Source organism: Pseudoflavonifractor phocaeensis (genome assembly GCF_021531815.1).
Classification (GTDB): Bacteria; Bacillota; Clostridia; order Oscillospirales; family Oscillospiraceae; genus Lawsonibacter; species Lawsonibacter phocaeensis_A.
In genome coordinates this window covers 61,294-77,957 of sequence record NZ_JADYUM010000006.1, presented here as the reverse complement: position 1 = coordinate 77,957, position 16,664 = coordinate 61,294, and the positions used below count along the sequence as shown (strand labels likewise).

General features: G+C 58.5%; 13 protein-coding genes. 10 read left to right on the top strand and 3 right to left on the bottom strand.

Going from position 1 to position 16,664, the window contains the following annotated elements; all coding sequences use genetic code 11:
- Positions 1-65 precede the first annotated feature (65 nt).
- From I6E42_RS05285 to I6E42_RS05275, 3 genes are read right to left on the bottom strand one after another with little or no spacing between them, the layout of a single operon-like run.
- Positions 66-1,436 carry a sigma-54-dependent transcriptional regulator gene (locus I6E42_RS05285; RefSeq protein WP_235370889.1) on the bottom strand — a complete coding sequence of 457 codons (1,371 nt, stop codon included), beginning with the start codon at positions 1,434-1,436 and terminating at the stop codon, positions 66-68.
- Positions 1,426-3,084 (bottom strand): sensor histidine kinase, encoded by a 1,659-nt coding sequence (locus tag I6E42_RS05280; RefSeq protein WP_235370888.1) that lies wholly within the window; start codon positions 3,082-3,084, stop codon positions 1,426-1,428. The genes I6E42_RS05285 and I6E42_RS05280 overlap by 11 nt, the downstream gene beginning before the upstream one ends.
- Positions 3,081-4,541, bottom strand: coding sequence for a sodium:solute symporter family protein (locus I6E42_RS05275; protein WP_235370887.1), 1,461 nt, complete (start codon positions 4,539-4,541; stop codon positions 3,081-3,083). The genes I6E42_RS05280 and I6E42_RS05275 overlap by 4 nt, the downstream gene beginning before the upstream one ends.
- Before the next feature lie 395 nt (positions 4,542-4,936).
- Between I6E42_RS05275 and I6E42_RS05270 the strand changes: the two genes are divergently transcribed.
- The 10 genes from I6E42_RS05270 (at position 4,937) to I6E42_RS05225 (ending at position 16,662) form a co-directional block, all read left to right on the top strand.
- Complete coding sequence (locus I6E42_RS05270; RefSeq protein ID WP_235370886.1) at positions 4,937-7,420, top strand: O-antigen ligase family protein; 2,484 nt, start codon at positions 4,937-4,939, stop codon at positions 7,418-7,420.
- A gap of 175 nt (positions 7,421-7,595) precedes the next feature.
- Positions 7,596-8,711 carry a DegT/DnrJ/EryC1/StrS family aminotransferase gene (locus I6E42_RS05265; RefSeq protein WP_235370885.1) on the top strand — a complete coding sequence of 372 codons (1,116 nt, stop codon included), beginning with the start codon at positions 7,596-7,598 and terminating at the stop codon, positions 8,709-8,711.
- Entirely contained in the window at positions 8,711-9,391 is a 681-nt protein-coding gene (locus tag I6E42_RS05260; RefSeq protein ID WP_235370884.1) for a sugar transferase, read from the top strand. The genes I6E42_RS05265 and I6E42_RS05260 overlap by 1 nt, the downstream gene beginning before the upstream one ends.
- 49 nt (positions 9,392-9,440) lie before the next feature.
- A complete protein-coding gene (locus I6E42_RS05255; RefSeq protein ID WP_235370883.1) occupies positions 9,441-10,208 on the top strand; it encodes a glycosyltransferase family 2 protein in 768 nt (255 codons plus the stop codon).
- A 15-nt stretch (positions 10,209-10,223) separates the two neighbouring features.
- Complete coding sequence (locus I6E42_RS05250; protein WP_235370882.1) at positions 10,224-11,351, top strand: DegT/DnrJ/EryC1/StrS family aminotransferase; 1,128 nt, start codon at positions 10,224-10,226, stop codon at positions 11,349-11,351.
- Complete coding sequence (locus I6E42_RS05245) at positions 11,351-11,929, top strand: acyltransferase (protein ID WP_235370881.1); 579 nt, start codon at positions 11,351-11,353, stop codon at positions 11,927-11,929. The genes I6E42_RS05250 and I6E42_RS05245 overlap by 1 nt, the downstream gene beginning before the upstream one ends.
- On the top strand, positions 11,930-13,249 hold the full coding sequence (locus I6E42_RS05240) for a nucleotide sugar dehydrogenase (protein ID WP_268841890.1): 1,320 nt from the start codon (positions 11,930-11,932) through the stop codon (positions 13,247-13,249).
- Positions 13,250-14,332 carry a Gfo/Idh/MocA family protein gene (locus I6E42_RS05235; protein WP_235370880.1) on the top strand — a complete coding sequence of 361 codons (1,083 nt, stop codon included), beginning with the start codon at positions 13,250-13,252 and terminating at the stop codon, positions 14,330-14,332.
- Positions 14,333-14,371: 39 nt separating this feature from the next.
- Positions 14,372-15,484, top strand: a complete 1,113-nt coding sequence (locus I6E42_RS05230; RefSeq protein WP_235370879.1) for a glycosyltransferase family 4 protein — start codon at positions 14,372-14,374, stop codon at positions 15,482-15,484.
- Between the two features lie 23 nt (positions 15,485-15,507).
- Positions 15,508-16,662: a glycosyltransferase gene (locus I6E42_RS05225; protein WP_235370878.1), complete on the top strand. Its 1,155-nt coding sequence runs from the start codon at positions 15,508-15,510 to the stop codon at positions 16,660-16,662.
- Positions 16,663-16,664 lie beyond the last annotated feature (2 nt).

Below are 16,664 nucleotides of genomic sequence, written 5' to 3'. Positions count from 1 at the left end.
CCGCCGGAGCGAAAACGCCCAGATGTGCGTTTTCGCACACCTGGGCGTTCGAATCTGCACACACCTCACTCCGGTGTGTTCTCGCCTTCCAGCCGCCGTTTCAATGTGAACCGGGTACAGCCCAGCATCTGGGCCGCCCGGGACAGGTTGCCTCCGGCCAGCTCCATGGCGCGGTCGATGTACGTCCGCTCAAAGGCGTCCACTTCATTTTTCAGGTCGATGGGGCCTCCAGTCAGGTCACGCATGGGGAAGGCGGGACCGGCGGGCTGGGGTACGGCGCCGCTCTGGGGGATCAGGCCGGCATTCTCTCCGGTGAGCAGCTCCCCCCGGGCGAACAGGACGCTGCGCTCCATCACGTTGCGCAGCTCCCGCACATTTCCCTTCCAGTAGTGGTTCTGCAGCGTCTCCATAAACCCGGGATCGATGCCCCGGAGGGACTTGCCGAACTTCCGGTTGAAGTGCTCCAGGTAAAACTGGCACAAAACGGGGATGTCCTCCCGCCGCTCCCGCAGGGGCGGGATGTGGATCTGCATCACGTTCAGCCGGTAATACAGGTCCTCCCGGAAGGTGCCCTTTCGGACCTCGGCCTCCAGGTCCCGGTTGGTGGCGGCGGCCACCCGGACGTTGACTTCAATGTCCCGCAGGCCTCCCACCCGCTTGAAGCAGCGGTCCTCCAGAAAGGTCAGCAGTTTGGCCTGCATGAACAGGGGCATCTCTCCGATCTCATCCAGGAAGACGGTGCCGCCATTGGCCAGCTCCATCAGGCCCTTTTTGGCCTTGTTGGCCCCGGTGAAGGCCCCCTTCTCATAGCCGAACAGCTCCGACTCCAGCAGGTTGGAGGGGATGGCCCCGCAGTTGATCTTGACCATGGGCTTATCCCGGCGGGAGCTGCTGTTGTGGATGCTGCTGACCACCACCTCCTTGCCGGTGCCCGTCTCCCCGCAGATCAGCAGGTCCACGTTGTCGTTCTCCGCCAGCACCTGGATGTCCTCCCGGATCTTGGTGATGGCCTGGCTGCACCCCAGCATCTTGTGGGGCCGCAGCTTCATCAGCTCCAAACTGCGCCGGCGGGTCAGCTGCTCCATCCCCCGGCTGATGATCAGGTCCACTTCCTCCAGGTCGAAGGGCTTCTGCACATAGTCGCTGGCCCCCTGCTTCATGGCCTCCACCGCCTGGGAGACGGAGCCGTAGGCGGTCATCAGGACCACCATCATGTCCTCGTCCACCCGCTTGAAATCCCCCACGTGCTCCACGCCCAGCTCGCCCCCCAGCCGGTTGTCCAGCAGCACCGCGTCGGGGGAAAACTGTTCCGCCAGGGCCAGCCCCTCCTGGATATTCATGGCGCTCCAAGTCTGGTAGCCCAGGTCCGCCAGGCCGCTCTCCAGGGTCATCCGGATCAGCGGCTCGTCATCTACGATCAGCACCTTATACTTCATGGCTGATACCTCCTGTTCCGTGGAAGGTCAGAATGGCCCGGGTCCCCAGGCCGGGGGCGGTCTCAAAGCATAGCCGTCCGCCGTTCTGCTCCGCCAGCCGGTGGGCGATGGGAAGGCCCAGCCCTCCGTCCTCGCCTCGCAGGGCACGGTCCAGCTTGGCCTGGTCCATCCCCGGCCCGTTGTCCTCTACCACCACGGTCACCCCTTCCGCGCCGCAGCGGCCATGGAGGCTGACCTTGCCCCCGTTGGGCAGGGCCTTGATGCTGTTGTTGATCAGGTTGATGAGGATCTGCCGCAGCTCCTGTTCGTCCGCCAGCACCCACAGGTCCTCCTCCATTTCAATGGAAAAGACGACCCCCTTGTTTTCCGCCACCTTGTCGTAGAGCATTCCCAGCTCCTCGCTCAGGGAGTTGAGGGCCACGGTGGTCCGTTCCCGTTCCCGCTTGCGGGAGACGTTGAGCAGGTTCTCAACCAGCAGGTTGACCCGGTCCACCTCCCGCATCATCTCCCGGCACAGCATCTGGTCCCGCTGGTCGGTGAGCTTGCGCCCCACCACCTGGAGCCCCGCCCGGATGCCCGCCAGGGGGTTGCGGGCCTCATGGGCGATGTCCGCCGCCAGCTGGCCGGTGTAGGCCAGCTTTTCGTCCCGGCTGAGCTTCTCCTCCATGTGGCGCTGGTAGGTCACGTCGTCGATGGTGTACAGGGTGCCCCAGTCGCCGCCGTCGGGGTGGTGCAGCTTCCAGGCCCCCAGCTCGTAGTTGTGCCACTTGCCGTCCGGCCCTTGCAGCTTGGCGGGGGCGGGGAGCACCTCGTCCTTGCGGGCCATCTCGTTCAAAATGGTCCGCAGGGTCCGCCCCTGCTCGTCCACCTCGCCGGTCTGGCCCAGCATGGCCTCCGCCCGGGTGTTGCGGAAGATGACCTCCCGCCGTCCGTTCCAGACCACCACGCCGATGGGCAGGTTTTCCACGATGCTCTCGTTTAGGGTCTTGACCCAGGACAGCTCGTCGGTGTAGGCCCGCAGCCGCTCCATCATGGACTGGAAGGCGGAGGCCAGCTCCCCTACCTCGTCCCGGCGGCGGGTGTATTCCAGGTCCAGGTCCTCCGAGTGCTCCGGCACCCGGCTGATCCGGGTGCACAGCTGGCTCAGCTCCGAAATGGGGCTGGAGATGTGGTAGGCGATGAGCACGCTGAACTGCACAATGACCAGCAGCATGGCCACCGCGCCCAGAATGACGTAGTGCTGTTCGTCAATGAAGGCGTTGTTCAGGGCCTGCCGGTCCATGGAGCAGACGATCCGCCAGCCCAGGCGGTTGTCGCTGTTGTCCTGGAGGACCAGTTCGTTCTCCGACACCGGGCGGCGGCTGAACAGCAGCGTCCCGTCCCGGTCGTAGAGGAACAAATCCTGGCCCTGATAGGTCTTCTCGTACTTTTCCAGCAGGTCCTCCGGGGCTTTCCAGTAGCCCCCGGCGTCAATGTCTGAGTTGATGTAGGCCACCAGCGCCTGGGCGTTGACGCTTTCGCTCTCCAGCTTGATCTTGTATTCCATCTGGTAGAACACCACGAACAAGCCGACGATGGCCACTAGGGTGATGGCGACGAAGGGGATCAGGATCTTGTTTTCGATGGTGAACAGGTTTCGACGTTTCATGTCTTCTGCCCTCCCCGCCGCCGGTCCGCGGCGGAAACCAGGAACATGGCCGCCGTGGAGAGAAGTACGCCGAACATGGCGGGATGGGCCGTCAGCATGTTCCGGTAGTAGAGGGGGTAGAACACCGCAATGGACAGCCCCCCCACCGCCAGACAGGCCCAGACGCCCCGCCGGGTGATCTTTTTGCTGACCAAAGTGCCGTACAGCGGCGGAAACAGCAGGATCCCCACCACGCCCCAGATGTCGCCGCCGTAGGACAGGCTGAACAGGGGCGGGTCCAGGGTCAGGATCATGGACAGGGTCCCGCACAGCAGAATGGACATCCGGCCCAGAAATACCACCTGCTTCTCCGGCAGGGGCTTGGGGCTCAGGGCGTTGACCACGTCGTAGGAGAAGGAGGAGGCGATGAGGAGCAGCTGGGAGTTGGCCGTGGAGATGCAGGCGCCGATGACGGAAAAGAGGAAAAAGCCGCTCCAGTGGGAGTAGAGCTCATTGTTGATCAGGCGGACAAAGATCCCGTCCGTGGTCTCCGGGGTGGAGAGTACCGGCACCAGAACTCGCATCCCAAGGCCGATGAGCACCAGCATGAGCATGATGCCCGTGAGCAGGACCAGGGAGCAGAGCACCGTGTTCTGGGCGGTGCGGTCGTCCTTTGCGCCCAGAAGGCGCACCACATACTGAGGGTTGGCGGCCAGACCCAGGCCCCAGCCGCAGAACATGGACAGGCTGACCAGGGGGGTGTACCGGTCATTGAAAATGGCGAACAGGCCGCCGTGCTGGGTGGGCTGGCTCATGCCGCTGTGGGCGTAGCCGGAGACCTGCCCCGCCTGTGTGAACAGAGCGCCCAGTCCGCCCACTCTGGATACGATGGTGACACAGATCACGGCCAGCCCCACGACGAGGAGGATCAGGTTGAACACGTCGGTCCGCACCACCGAGCGATACCCGCCCAGGGTGGTGTACAGGATAAACAGGTAGACCATGCCCACCGCCAGCGGATACGGAATGTCAAAGACCGCGGACGCCACGGTCCCGAAGCCCTTGTATTGGGAGACCAGATACAGGATGTACACCAGCATGAAAATGAGTCCGTAGACGCACTGAAGGCCCCGGGAGCCGTAGTGGCTCCGGAAAAATTCCGGGACCGTGATGACGTTGTTCTGGTGGAGCCGCCTGGCCACCAGCGCCAACAGAAAAGCGCCGAAAAACCAGGGGGCCACCGAGTAGATCAGAACCGAGACCCCGTCCTCATAGATGCTGCCGGTCAAGCTGAGAATGGTGATGGCCGACACCCAGGTCCCGGTGAAGGTGCACACGCACAGGGGCAGGCTGACAGAGCGGTCACAGATGAAATAGTCCCGCATGGAGTGGCCGCCGCGCAGGCTGTTTTTCCCGATGACCATCAGGACCAGGGAGTAGATGCAGAAATAGATCAGGTAAAGGGCTGTCTTGCTCATGGTCATTCAACCTCACTTTGTCTGTTTCAGCGAAATACGTCCGTCCGGCGGCGTTTTTACCGTCCATCTTGATTATAGAGGAAAAGCTCCCTCCAAGTCAATCGATGGAAACCACGTCTGTGGCGCCGCACAAAATGGCGGCGGACGGCGGCCCGGGTTTTCGAGGGGGATAGAAAGTCGGAATCGCCCCTCCGGCGGGCAATCTGGGAAAAAGACAGGGAACGTTTCCTTTTCTGACAAAAACAGGAGCTGTTTTGACAGAAAAAACGGGGGAAGAGTGACATTTCTTGAATAAAAATGAAGAATTTTTGGGTTGAAATACTGGAGTGCTTGCTATATAATAATTGCACTAAAATGGGGCGCTATAGGCCCCGGTACTACTGGAGGAACTCACTGTGAGCGGAAAGAAATCCCGGTTCCGGCCGGACGTCCAAACGGCGGCACAGTCTGTGCCGGCCTCCCAGGTCCCTGCCGCGGAACCGATCACAAAACAAGACCAGATTTGGATCGCGGCCTACTCGGTCCTTCTGTTCCTGGCCATGACGGTCCAGACCGGTACCATGGCGCTGGTTTTAACGGCCCTGGCGCTGGTATTGTCCATCGGCAAGGGCCCTCTGAAGCGGTTCAGGGGCCGCTTCTGCATCCCGGTGATCGGTCTGCTGGCCTTTGCCCTGATGAACGGCCTGGCAGCCATTTATTCTGACTTTGGCGATTATGCCGTCAACGAATACGATAAGTTTATCGCGGCCTTTGCCATGACGGTGATCCTGCTGGCCCGCTTTGACAAAAAGCACGTCCGGGGACTCCTGTGGGGGTTCGCCGTTGTCGCGGCGGTCATCTCCCTGCTGTGTATCGATCTGAGCAGTTTTCGGAAGTTGTTTGACCTGTTTGCCTCATGGATGTATGCCTGGGGTGTGGATTATTTCGGCGTTCTGGAAGGCAGCCAGGGCATTCGCGCCAACGGAATTTTTAAAGACGCCAACATCACCGGCGCCCTCCTGGGCACAGCCATCCTGCTGAACCTCTATTTGGTCCATACGGAGCGGGACAGCAAGCGCAAGGCGGCGGCGTCCCTGCTGATGGGCGTTTCTGCCGTGGGCTTTATGATCGCCATGAGCCGCGGTGCGATCTTGTGCTTTGGGCTGGCGGCGCTGGTCTATCTGGCCGCTGTGGGTTCCAAGGAGCGGCTTTCGCTGTTTGCCCTGATGCTGTCTTTGGGCGTGTCTGTGGTCATCACCGGCTCGGTGGCAATGCTGAATATGACAGAGGGATCCTTGCTGCCCGGGATGATGGCCTTTCTCTGCGGAGGACTGACCTTCCTTCTGGACTGGGGCGCGGGCCAGCGGCTCGCGGGTAAGCTGGCCGGCCACGGCAAGGCGGTGGCGGCGGCCTGCGGCGTGTTGGTCCTGGCATTCTGCGGACTGGGTTTTGGGGCGATGCAGATGACAGAGCCCTATGTCTTTGAGGACGGTTCCTACCTCTACCGCTCCCTGCCCCTGGATGCGGGAGAGTATACGGTCACAGGTGATTGGGACGGAGAAGATACCACCGATGTGCTGATCTACAGCCGGAGCGACGAGGAAGCTCTGATGAACCGGGAAACTACCCTCTACCGCGGCCTACTGAAGGATGCCAGTTTTGAGGTCCCGGAGGGTGCTGTCAGCGTATTTTTTAGATTTACCGGAAACTCGGGCGATGTGCTGCGCTCGGTTTCCCTGTCCAATGGGACCAGCATTCCCTTGACCTACAAGTGGATACCGGAGATGATCGCATACCGGCTACAGGAAGGGATGTTCCATGGACACAGCTACCTGCTGCGAGTTCAGTATATGAAGGACGCCTGGACACTCTTTACCCAGAACCCCATACTGGGTCATGGTTTGGGTTCCACGGAGGGGCTGTACACCTCTGTCCAGCCGTTCTTCTATGAGTCCCTCTATGTCCACAACCATATCCTGCAGGTCATGTCTGATATGGGCCTGCTGGGGCTGCTGTCCTTCCTGGCATTGATGGTGGGAGGGCTGTGGCTGATCGTGCGCCAGCTACGGGAGGAACAGCGGAGTCTGGCCGCGATGCTCCTGGCCGGCTGGGTCATGATCAACGCCCACAGCCTGATGGAAATCAATTTCTCCGTTTGGGCGTTTCAATGTTTCGCCTATCCGCTTCTGCTCCTGCCTGTGGTGCTTTACGGGAAGCCCTTGGCGGAAAAAACCGTCAAGCTGTGCGGCCTGGTGACTGCAGGGGTGATTTGGGGTTATCTGGCGGTGTTCGGCGGACTCCTTGCCAGCCACCGTATGATCCAGCAGGCGGCGGCTGATTTTGAGCCCGGCAGCGCCAATGAGTTGATGCACACCATGGAGAATTATACCAGCTGGGATGTTTTCGACCATGAGCAGTATCAGCTCAACTATGTGGCCAACGCTGTCTTGCTGGATGACAGCAGCTACAATGCCAACATGGAGAAATATGTGAAAGCGCTGAGGTCTTCCGGGACCTACACCGCTTGTTCCGGTCTGGCGAAATATTATTATCTGCCGTTGGGCGATTACGAGGAACTGTTCGCCTGTTCACGGGAAGGGATCGCACAGGAGGCGTCGGCCAAGGATGCATGGAATCTGCAGCTGGATTTCTACCGCGGTGAGGTGCTGCCTGCCGCCGGTTCGGAGCATATGGATGCTTTTGTGGATGGTGTGCTCGCGCTGAGAGATTATCTGACTGAGTACAGCCAGGGGCGGCTGGAAGAGATCCAGCTGTCGGAGGAAAACCAGGCCTTCCTGGATGCGGTGGACTCCATCGAGGAAAATGGCACCTCTGGTGAGGAAGCGTATCTGCTGCTGACGTCCTTGAGCGTTGAAGCATCGGAGAGTACCGCTCCTTGAGTTTATATGCCCCCTGGCAATTTTGCCGCACCATGATTTGGAAAGCTGGCGGAATTGCCAGGGCCGATTTTTATGAGACTTGGACGTTCGGAATATAATTCTGTATACGAGAATTTTAAAATAAAAATATGCTCCGTTGTTATCTTGGAACATAGACAGGAAGGAGTATGTACGTATGGATAAACGGATTTTTTTGTCTTCTCCCACCATGCATGGGGAAGAGCAGGTGTTTATCAAGGAGGCCTTTGACACCAACTGGGTGGCGCCTCTTGGCAAGAACGTCAACGAGTTTGAAAAGGAGATGGCGGCTTACATCGGCGTAGGCCACGCCGCAGCCCTGACCGCCGGGACCGCTGCCCTGCATCTGGCTGTCAAGCTGGCGGGGGTGAAGCCGGGGGACAAGGTGTTCTGTTCCGATCTGACCTTCTCCGCCACCGTCAACCCGGTGCGCTACGAGGGCGGCGAGCAGGTGTTCATCGAGAGCGAGCGGGAGACCTGGAACATGGACCCCCGTGCCCTGGAAAAGGCCTTTGCCAAGTACCCGGACTGCAAATGCGTGGTGGTGGCCAACCTGTACGGCACCCCGGCCAAGTTGGACGAGCTGCGCGCCATCTGCGACGATCATGGTGCCGTCATGATCGAGGATGCCGCCGAGAGCCTGTCTGCCACCTATAAAGGACAACAAACCGGCACTTTCGGACAATATAATGCCATTTCCTTCAACGGCAACAAGATCATCACCACATCCGGAGGCGGTATGCTCCTCAGCGACGACGAGGCCGCCGTGGCCAAGGCCCGGTTCTGGGCCACCCAGGCCCGGGAGCCCTTCCCCTGGTACGAGCATAAGGAGATCGGCTATAACTACCGCATGAGCAACATCGTGGCGGGTATCGGCCGGGGGCAGCTGCTGCACCTGGACGAGCACCGGCAGCTGAAGGAGGACATCTACCGCACATACGAGGCGGGCCTGGCGGGCCTGCCGGTGAAGATGAACCCCTATCTGGATTGCAGCCGGCCCAACTTCTGGCTCAGCTGCATGACCATCGACCCGGGCTGCCCGGTGACGCCGGAGCAGGTGCGGCTGGCCCTGGAGGCGGAGAACATCGAGGCCCGGCCCATCTGGAAGCCCATGCACCTCCAGCCCCTGTACGCCGCCAACGACTTCATCACCGTGGGCGACCGCGTGGGCGAGGACATCTTCGCCCGGGGATTGTGCTTGCCCAGCGACATCAAGAACACTCCCGAGGATATGGAACGTATCATCTCTGTTATTAAAGGACTCTTTACATAATGTATCGTCATTTTTTTAAACGCTTTTTTGACATTGTCCTCTCCGCCTGCGCATTGGTCGTGCTGTCCCCAGTGCTGCTAGTGGTGGCCATCCTGGTGCGCCTTAAACTGGGCAGTCCGGTGATTTTTTGTCAGATGCGACCCGGTAAGGATGAAAAGATTTTTAAAATGTATAAGTTCCGCTCCATGACGGATGAGCGGGACGAATACGGCAATTTGCTTCCGGATGCGGTGCGGCTGACTCCCTTAGGTGAGAAACTGCGGGCCACTAGTTTGGATGAGCTACCGGAGCTGTGGAACATCCTGAAAGGTGATATGTCCATCGTCGGTCCCCGGCCCCAGCTGGTACGGGACATGGTGTTCATGACCCCAGAGCAGCGCCGCCGTCATACGATCCGACCCGGGCTGACTGGCTGGGCTCAGGTCAATGGGCGGAATGCTATTCGCTGGGAGGATAAGCTCAGGTACGATCTGGAGTACCTAGAGAAGCTCAGTTTTTCGGAGGATCTGAAGATCATCCTGCTGACGATTCGATGCCTGTTCATCAGGGAGGATGTTTCCGCGGAGGGCATGGCCACCGCGGAGGATTACGGAGACTACCTGCTACGCGTTGGCGCTATTGACCAGAATGATTACTGCCAGAGGTTGAGCGAGGCTGGGGAATTGGTTCAGACACAGTAGGGGAAAACCGTGATTTATCTGAAATCGTGAAAGAAAGGATAAAAGCAAAATGAGTGGATTGGTTTCCATCATTACGCCGTCCTATAATACAGCGGCGTATATCGGGGATACGATTCGATCCGTTCTGGCACAGACGTATCAGGAATGGGAAATGATTATCGTGGACGACTGTTCCACAGATAACACTGAAGCAGTCGTTGCATCCTTTGGCGATTCACGAATCAGGTATCTGAAAAACGCAAAAAACAGCGGTGCCGCCGTTTCCCGAAATTATGCGTTGCGGGAAGCAAGAGGGAAATGGATTGCGTTTTTAGATAGTGATGATCTCTGGGAACCGGAAAAGCTGGAGAAGCAGATCCGATTTATGGAGGAGCATGGCTATCAGTTTACCTGTACTGATTATCGGATCACACTGCCGGATGGGACGGAGTCACCTTATATCTATACAGCGCCCTCCCACATCACTAAGCGGATGCTATACCGGTATTGTTATTTTTCAACAATCACGGTCATGTATGACCGTGAGGCCATTGGGCTGATCCAGATCGCGGATATCAAGAAGAACAATGATTACGCCATGTGGTTCAAAGTGATTGAAAAAGCGGATTGCTACCGCCTTCCAGAGAGCTTGTCCTGCTACCGGAAAAGAGAAGGGTCTATTTCCAGTGGTAGCAAGCTGAAACTGATTAAGCACCATTACATTTTATATCGAAAGGCATTGGGGAAATCTCCGGTGGTGTCAGTGCTGTTGACAGTTTACAATCTGTTCTGGGGAATCCTGAAAAAGATTTTTAATAAAAAACGGATTTCCAATTGAAGGAGAAAAAAGGATATGCAATTCATCGACTTAAAGGCACAGTATCGGGCGCTGAAAACCGACATCGACGCCAACATCCAGACAGTCCTGGACTCCGCCCAGTTTATCGGTGGCCCCCAGGTGAAGGAACTGGAAACACAGTTGGCCGCGTTTGTTAGCCGCAAGCACTGCGTCACTTGCGCCAACGGCACCGACGCCCTGCAGATCGCCTATATGGTGGCGGGAGTAGGGGAGGGGGACGCCGTGTTTTGCCCGGACATGACTTTCATCTCCTCCACGGAGCCGGCCAAGATGTTCGGCGCGGCCTCCGTGTTCTGCGACATCACCCCGGACACCTACAGCCTCTGCCCCGAGAGTCTGGAACGCCAGATTCAGGCCGTTCTGGCAGAAGGCAAGCTGACCCCCAAAGCCGTAGTCGCCGTGGACATCCTAGGCAACCCCTGCGATTACGACGCTATCGTCCCCATCTGCGAGAAGTACGGCCTGTTCCTCATCGAGGACGCTGCCCAGAGTTTCGGCGCTTCCTACAAGGGCAAGCGGGCCTGCGCCTTCGGGCATATCGCAACGACTTCCTTCTTCCCGGCCAAGCCTTTGGGCTGCTACGGCGACGGCGGCGCCATCTTCACCGACGACGATGAAATGGACGCTCTCATCCGCTCCCTCTGCGTCCACGGCAAGGGCCCCGGCGGTAAGTACGACAACATCCGTGTCGGCATGAACTCCCGGCTGGATACCATCCAGGCCGCTGTGCTGCTGCCCAAGCTGAAAGCCTTGGACGATTATGAGATCGACGCCCGGCAAACCGTGGTGGGGCGGTATAACACCGCTTTTGCCGGAAAGTTGCAGACGCCCTTTGTGGCGGACGGCTGCGTTTCCACCTGGGCCCAGTATGCGGTGCTGGCCAAGGATACGGAAACCCGGGACCGGATCATCGCCCACCTGAAAGAGAAAAACATCCCCAACATGGTCTACTATCCCACCCCCCAGCACGGCCTGCCGGTATTCAAGGACGAACCCACCTATGGCGAGGTGTTCGCAAACGCCAACGACTACTGCGCCCGGACCTTCTCCCTGCCTATGCACCCCTATCTGGAAGAATCAGAGCAGCAGACGGTTATTGACGCAGTTCTGGAGGCGCTGTGATGGAAAAGAACTACTTTGTACATGAGTCCAGCTATGTGGACGAGGACGTAGAGATCGGAGAGGGCACCAAGATCTGGCACTTCTGCCACATCCAGAAGGGTGCCCGCATCGGTAAACGCTGCTCTCTGGGGCAAAACGTGAACATCAGCAATCATGTAAAGATCGGCGACGGCTGCAAGCTCCAGAACAACGTCTCTCTCTATGAGGGCGTGGAGCTGGAGGACTATGTCTTCTGCGGTCCCAGCTGTGTGTTCACCAACGACCTGACGCCCCGCTCCAAGTATCCGAAGGGCAGCGCGGGTTATAAAAAGACCCTCATTCGTGAGGGTGCGTCCATCGGCGCCAACGCCACCATCGTCTGCGGTCACACTGTGGGACGCTGGGCGCTGATCGGGGCCGGCGCTGTGGTTGCGGACAATGTTCCCAATCATGCTATGATGCTGGGCGTACCGGCCAGGATTGCAGGCTATGTCTGTGAATGCGGGGCGCGCATGAATTTTGAAAACGATCAGGCGATTTGTGCCGCCTGCGGAAGGACTTATCAAAAATCGCCCAACGGGAATGTGGAGGAAACATAAATGGGAATCAAAGAAGAACTGATCAAAAAGATCCAAAACAAGACCCTGACCATGGGCGTCTGCGGCCTGGGCTATGTGGGTTTGCCTCTGGCGGTGGACAAGGCCAAGCACGGCTTTAAGACCATCGGATTCGACGTTCAGAAGGAAAAAGTAGACATGGTCAACGCCGGCAAGAACTACATCGGCGACGTGGTGAATGCCGACCTGGAGGAGTTGGTGGCCAACGGTATGCTGTCCGCCACCACGGATTTCAGCTTTGTGAAGGACGTAGACTTTATCGCCATCTGCGTGCCTACGCCCCTGGACAAGCACCAGCAGCCGGACATCAGTTACGTGAGTTCTTCCGCAAAAGCGATTGCACAGCATCTTACTCGTGGAACTGTAGTAGTGCTGGAATCTACTACTTATCCCGGTACTACTGAGGAATTGCTTAAACCGGTCTTGGAAGAGGGTAGCGGACTTAAATGTGGCAAGGATTTTTACCTGGGTTTTTCTCCAGAGCGGGTGGATCCGGGCAACCTCATCTACAAGACCAGCAACACCCCCAAGACCGTGGGCGCCATCGGCGCAGACGCTACGGAAGTAATTGCCATGGTCTACCGGGCTATTCTGGAGGGCGAGGTTCACACTGTGTCCTCTCCTGCCGTGGCGGAGATGGAGAAGATTCTGGAGAACACCTACCGTAATATTAATATCGGATTGGTCAATGAACTGGCTATTCTGTGCAATAAAATGGGCATCAATATCTGGGAAGTGGTGGATGCCGCCAAGACGAAGCCCTACGGCTTCCAGGCTTTCTATCCCGGCCCCGGCCTGGGCGGCCACTGCATCCCCCTAGACCCCTACTACCTGAGCTGGAAGGCCCGGGAGTTCGGCTTCCACACCAGCATGATTGAGGCATCTATGATGGTCAATGACCGGATGCCGGAGTACACCGTGGAACGGGCAGGCAAGATCCTGAACCGCCACAAGAAGGCGCTGAACGGCTCCAAGGTTCTGGTGCTGGGCGTCGCCTACAAGCAGGACATCGATGACTACCGGGAAAGCCCCGCCATCCGTGTCATCGAAGAATTCCATAAGACCGGTGCGGAGGTGGACTTCTACGACCCCTTCATCCCCAAGTACCGGGAGAAGGGCAAGTGGTACGAGGGTATTCCCGCCTTGACCGCCGAGGCGGTAAAGCAGTACGACCTGGTCTGCATCACCACCGCCCATACCAAAGTGGATTACCCCATGGTGGTTTCCTGTGGCGTGCCGGTGTTCGACTGCAAGAACGTCTGCAAAAATATCACTGACCGGGAGAATATCGAGGTGCTGTAAATGAACTACGCGCTCATCGGCTGCGGCCGTATCGCCGTCAACCACATCAAGGCGGCGCTGAACAACCATCTGCACATCGTGGCTGTCTGCGATGTGTTGCCGGAGGCCATGGAGACCCTGCTGGCCAAGCACGGCCTGGAAAAGGATGCGTCCATCGCCCGCTACACGGATTACAGAACCATGCTAGCGGAAAACCCGGGCATCCAGCTCATCAGCATCGCCACGGAGAGCGGCCTTCACGCCCGGATCGCCTTGGACTGCATCGACGCCGGGGTGAACATCATCATTGAAAAGCCCATGGCTATGAGCATCGCCGATGCGGAGGAAATCATCCGCCGTGGTGAGGAGAAGGGCGTCAAGGTTTCTGCCTGCCATCAGAACCGCTTCAACATCGCGGTTCAGGAGACCCGCCGGGCTCTGGAGGCGGGTCGGTTCGGCAAGCTGTCCCATGGCTCCATCCACGTCCGCTGGAACCGCAACAAGGGTTATTATGACCAGGCTCCTTGGCGGGGCACCTGGGTTCAGGACGGCGGCTGTCTGATGAACCAGTGCATCCACGGTATCGACCTGCTGCGCTGGATGATGGGCGACGAGGTGGACGAGGTCTACGGCGTTACCAAGCAGCAGTTCCACGATTACCTGGAGTGCGAGGACATCGGCATGGCGGTGGTGAAGTTCAAAAACGGCGCCGTGGGCACCATCGAGGGCACCACCAACGTCTACCCCAAGAACCTGGAGGAGACGCTGTACCTGTTCGGCGAGACCGGCACGGTAAAGATCGGCGGCACCTCCACCAACAACATCGACGTGTGGGAATTCGCCGACGAAGGGGAGGCCGACGAGAAGAACAAGGGCCTTCAGGAGGCCACCAGCAATGTCTACGGCAACGGCCACACTAGTCTGTTCGCCGACGTTATCGACGCCATCGAGCACGACCGCAAGCCCTATGTGGACGCTGTGGCCGGGCGGAATGCGTTGGAAATAATTTTGGCCATCTACCAGTCCGCCGCCACCGACAAGCCGGTGAAGCTGCCGCTGCAGGATGTGGCCAGCACGGATTTTGCCGGGAGATTCGGGAAATGAAGCTCCGATAAAGTGGACTCCCGGAAAGGAGAAACGCATATGCGGGTCCTTCACATATCCAATGATTACTTCAACTCCGGTGTCTACCGGACGTTGCATCAAGGCTTCCTGCGGGATGGCCTGGATTCGGTGTTTTTTGTGCCCATGCGGTATCGCGATCCACAGCACCAGGTACCTAACGTTCTGGAGGCTCATTGTTTTCATCCCTATGACCGCTATTGGTATATGAATAAACAGCGCAAGATATACCGGCAGCTTCGCGGGGAAGTGGAGCGGCAGCGTCCAGATCTCCTACATGGGTATTTTCTGTTTTCCGGCGGTATCCATTGCCTGTGGGCAAAACGTGAGTTCGGCATCCCCTATGTGGTCACAGTCCAGGATACCGATGTGAATACTATTTACCGCAGGCTGATCCATCTGCGTGGGCTTGGATGGGATATTCTCCGGGAGGCAGAGCTGGTGTTTTTCATCTCCGACGCCTACCGGGCCTTTGTCCTGCGCCACATGGTCCCTGCCTCTGCTCGGGAAGACGTGTCAAAAAAGTTTCGATTGCTGCCCTTTGCCGTGGATCCTTTCTGGACGGAGCATACCGACTCTGCTCGCCACCCCTCCCACGATGGGCCGGTGCGGCTGCTGACGGTCGGGGTGGTGAACGCCCGCAAAAATCAGCTGCGGACAGCAAAGGCCGTTCAGATGCTGCGACAGCAGGGGATGGATGCGGAGCTGACAGTTGTTGGGGCGGGGGAGGATGAAGCGCTGGATCGGCAGATATGCGCCCACAACTTTGTCCGCAGGATCCAGAAGCTCCCCAAGGAACAGCTGATTGACGAATACCACCGGGCGGATCTCTTTGTGTTGCCTTCTTTGACCGAGTCTTTTGGCTTGGTCTATGCGGAGGCTTTGACGCAGGGTCTTCCTGTGATTTACAGTGCCGGTCAGGGGTTCGATCAGCAATTTCCCGAGGGCTTTGTGGGCTATCATGTAAATCCGCTGTCCCCGGAGGATATCGTATGCCAGATCCAACAAGTGATAAAGGAATATGACTCGCTGCAGCCGCACTGTGGAGAAGCCGCTGCCCAGTTCAGCCAGGACGCTGTATGTGCTTGCAGCGAGGCGTATTACCGGGAAGCGGTAAACACAGGGAACTGCTGATACCGGCTTCAGAAAGGAAGCTTATGAATATTCTTGTCGTTGCGCACTATCACTATCAGGGTATTGGAGTCCCCACAGCCCTGTTTGTCCACGACCAGATGCGGGCATTCCTCCGGGCGGGGCACCGTGTCAGAATTCTGGTTCCCACTCCCATGGGCAAGGTGGGGCAGGACGGAAAGCGGTTCCTGCCTCTACTCCATACTGAGGTGGTAGACGGTATTGAGCACATGTTTTTTCGATATCCCTCTTTCTCCCGGTATGGGGAAAAGGGAGGGTTGAACACCCGGAGCGCCATTTGGTTCCTTCGCCGCAGTCTTTCGGCGGTCTTGCAGGATTTTGAGCCGGATATCATTCATGCCCACAAGCTGGGTACCAATACGGAGCTTGGCAGCCTTCTCCAAAGGGAAACCGGCTGCCCCCTGGTGTTCACCAGCCATGGTGAGACCGGCTGCGAGGAGCCCTGGATGCATGACCCGGCGGCCATCAAGCGCCACGCTGATCAGGCGGACACGGTGGTCTGCGTCAGCTCCGCAATCAAGCGGTGCATGGACGCGGCCGAGGTGTCTCCGCCCCACCGGGTGATCCTCAACGGCTTTGCCGTGGAGCACATTTGTGATTCCGCTGAAAAGCGGCCGCTCTCCGTGGTGCAGGTAGGACACCTCACCACCCAAAAGCGGGTGAGCGTCACCGTGGAGGCCTTCCGGCGGCTGAGGGAACGCCATCCTGGCGCCGCGTTGACGCTGGTGGGCGAAGGCCCGGAGCGGACAGCTCTGGAGCAGCAGTGCGCCGCCGGAGGGCTGGGAGACGCGGTCCGCTTTACCGGACAGCTCCCAAACTCCGAAGCGCTGGAGGAACTGGGTCGCTCCCGCTTCTTCGTCATGCCCAGCGTCCACGAGGGCTTTGGTGTCGTCTACCTGGAGGCCATGGCCTCCGGCTGCGTCACCATAGGCACGGAGGGAGAGGGCATCGCCGACCTGATCGTGAATGGTGAAAACGGCTTTCTGGTGCCGCCGGACGACCCCCAGGCCATCGCGGAGGTCATAGAGTGGTGCCTGCAAAACCCGGAGGCTGCCGGTGCCATCGCGGCAAAAGGCCGTCGAGATGCCCTGGAGTTGACCTGGGAGAAAAATGCGGCCAACTATACCGGATTGTTTCAATCATTGATAGAAGGGAAATAGAG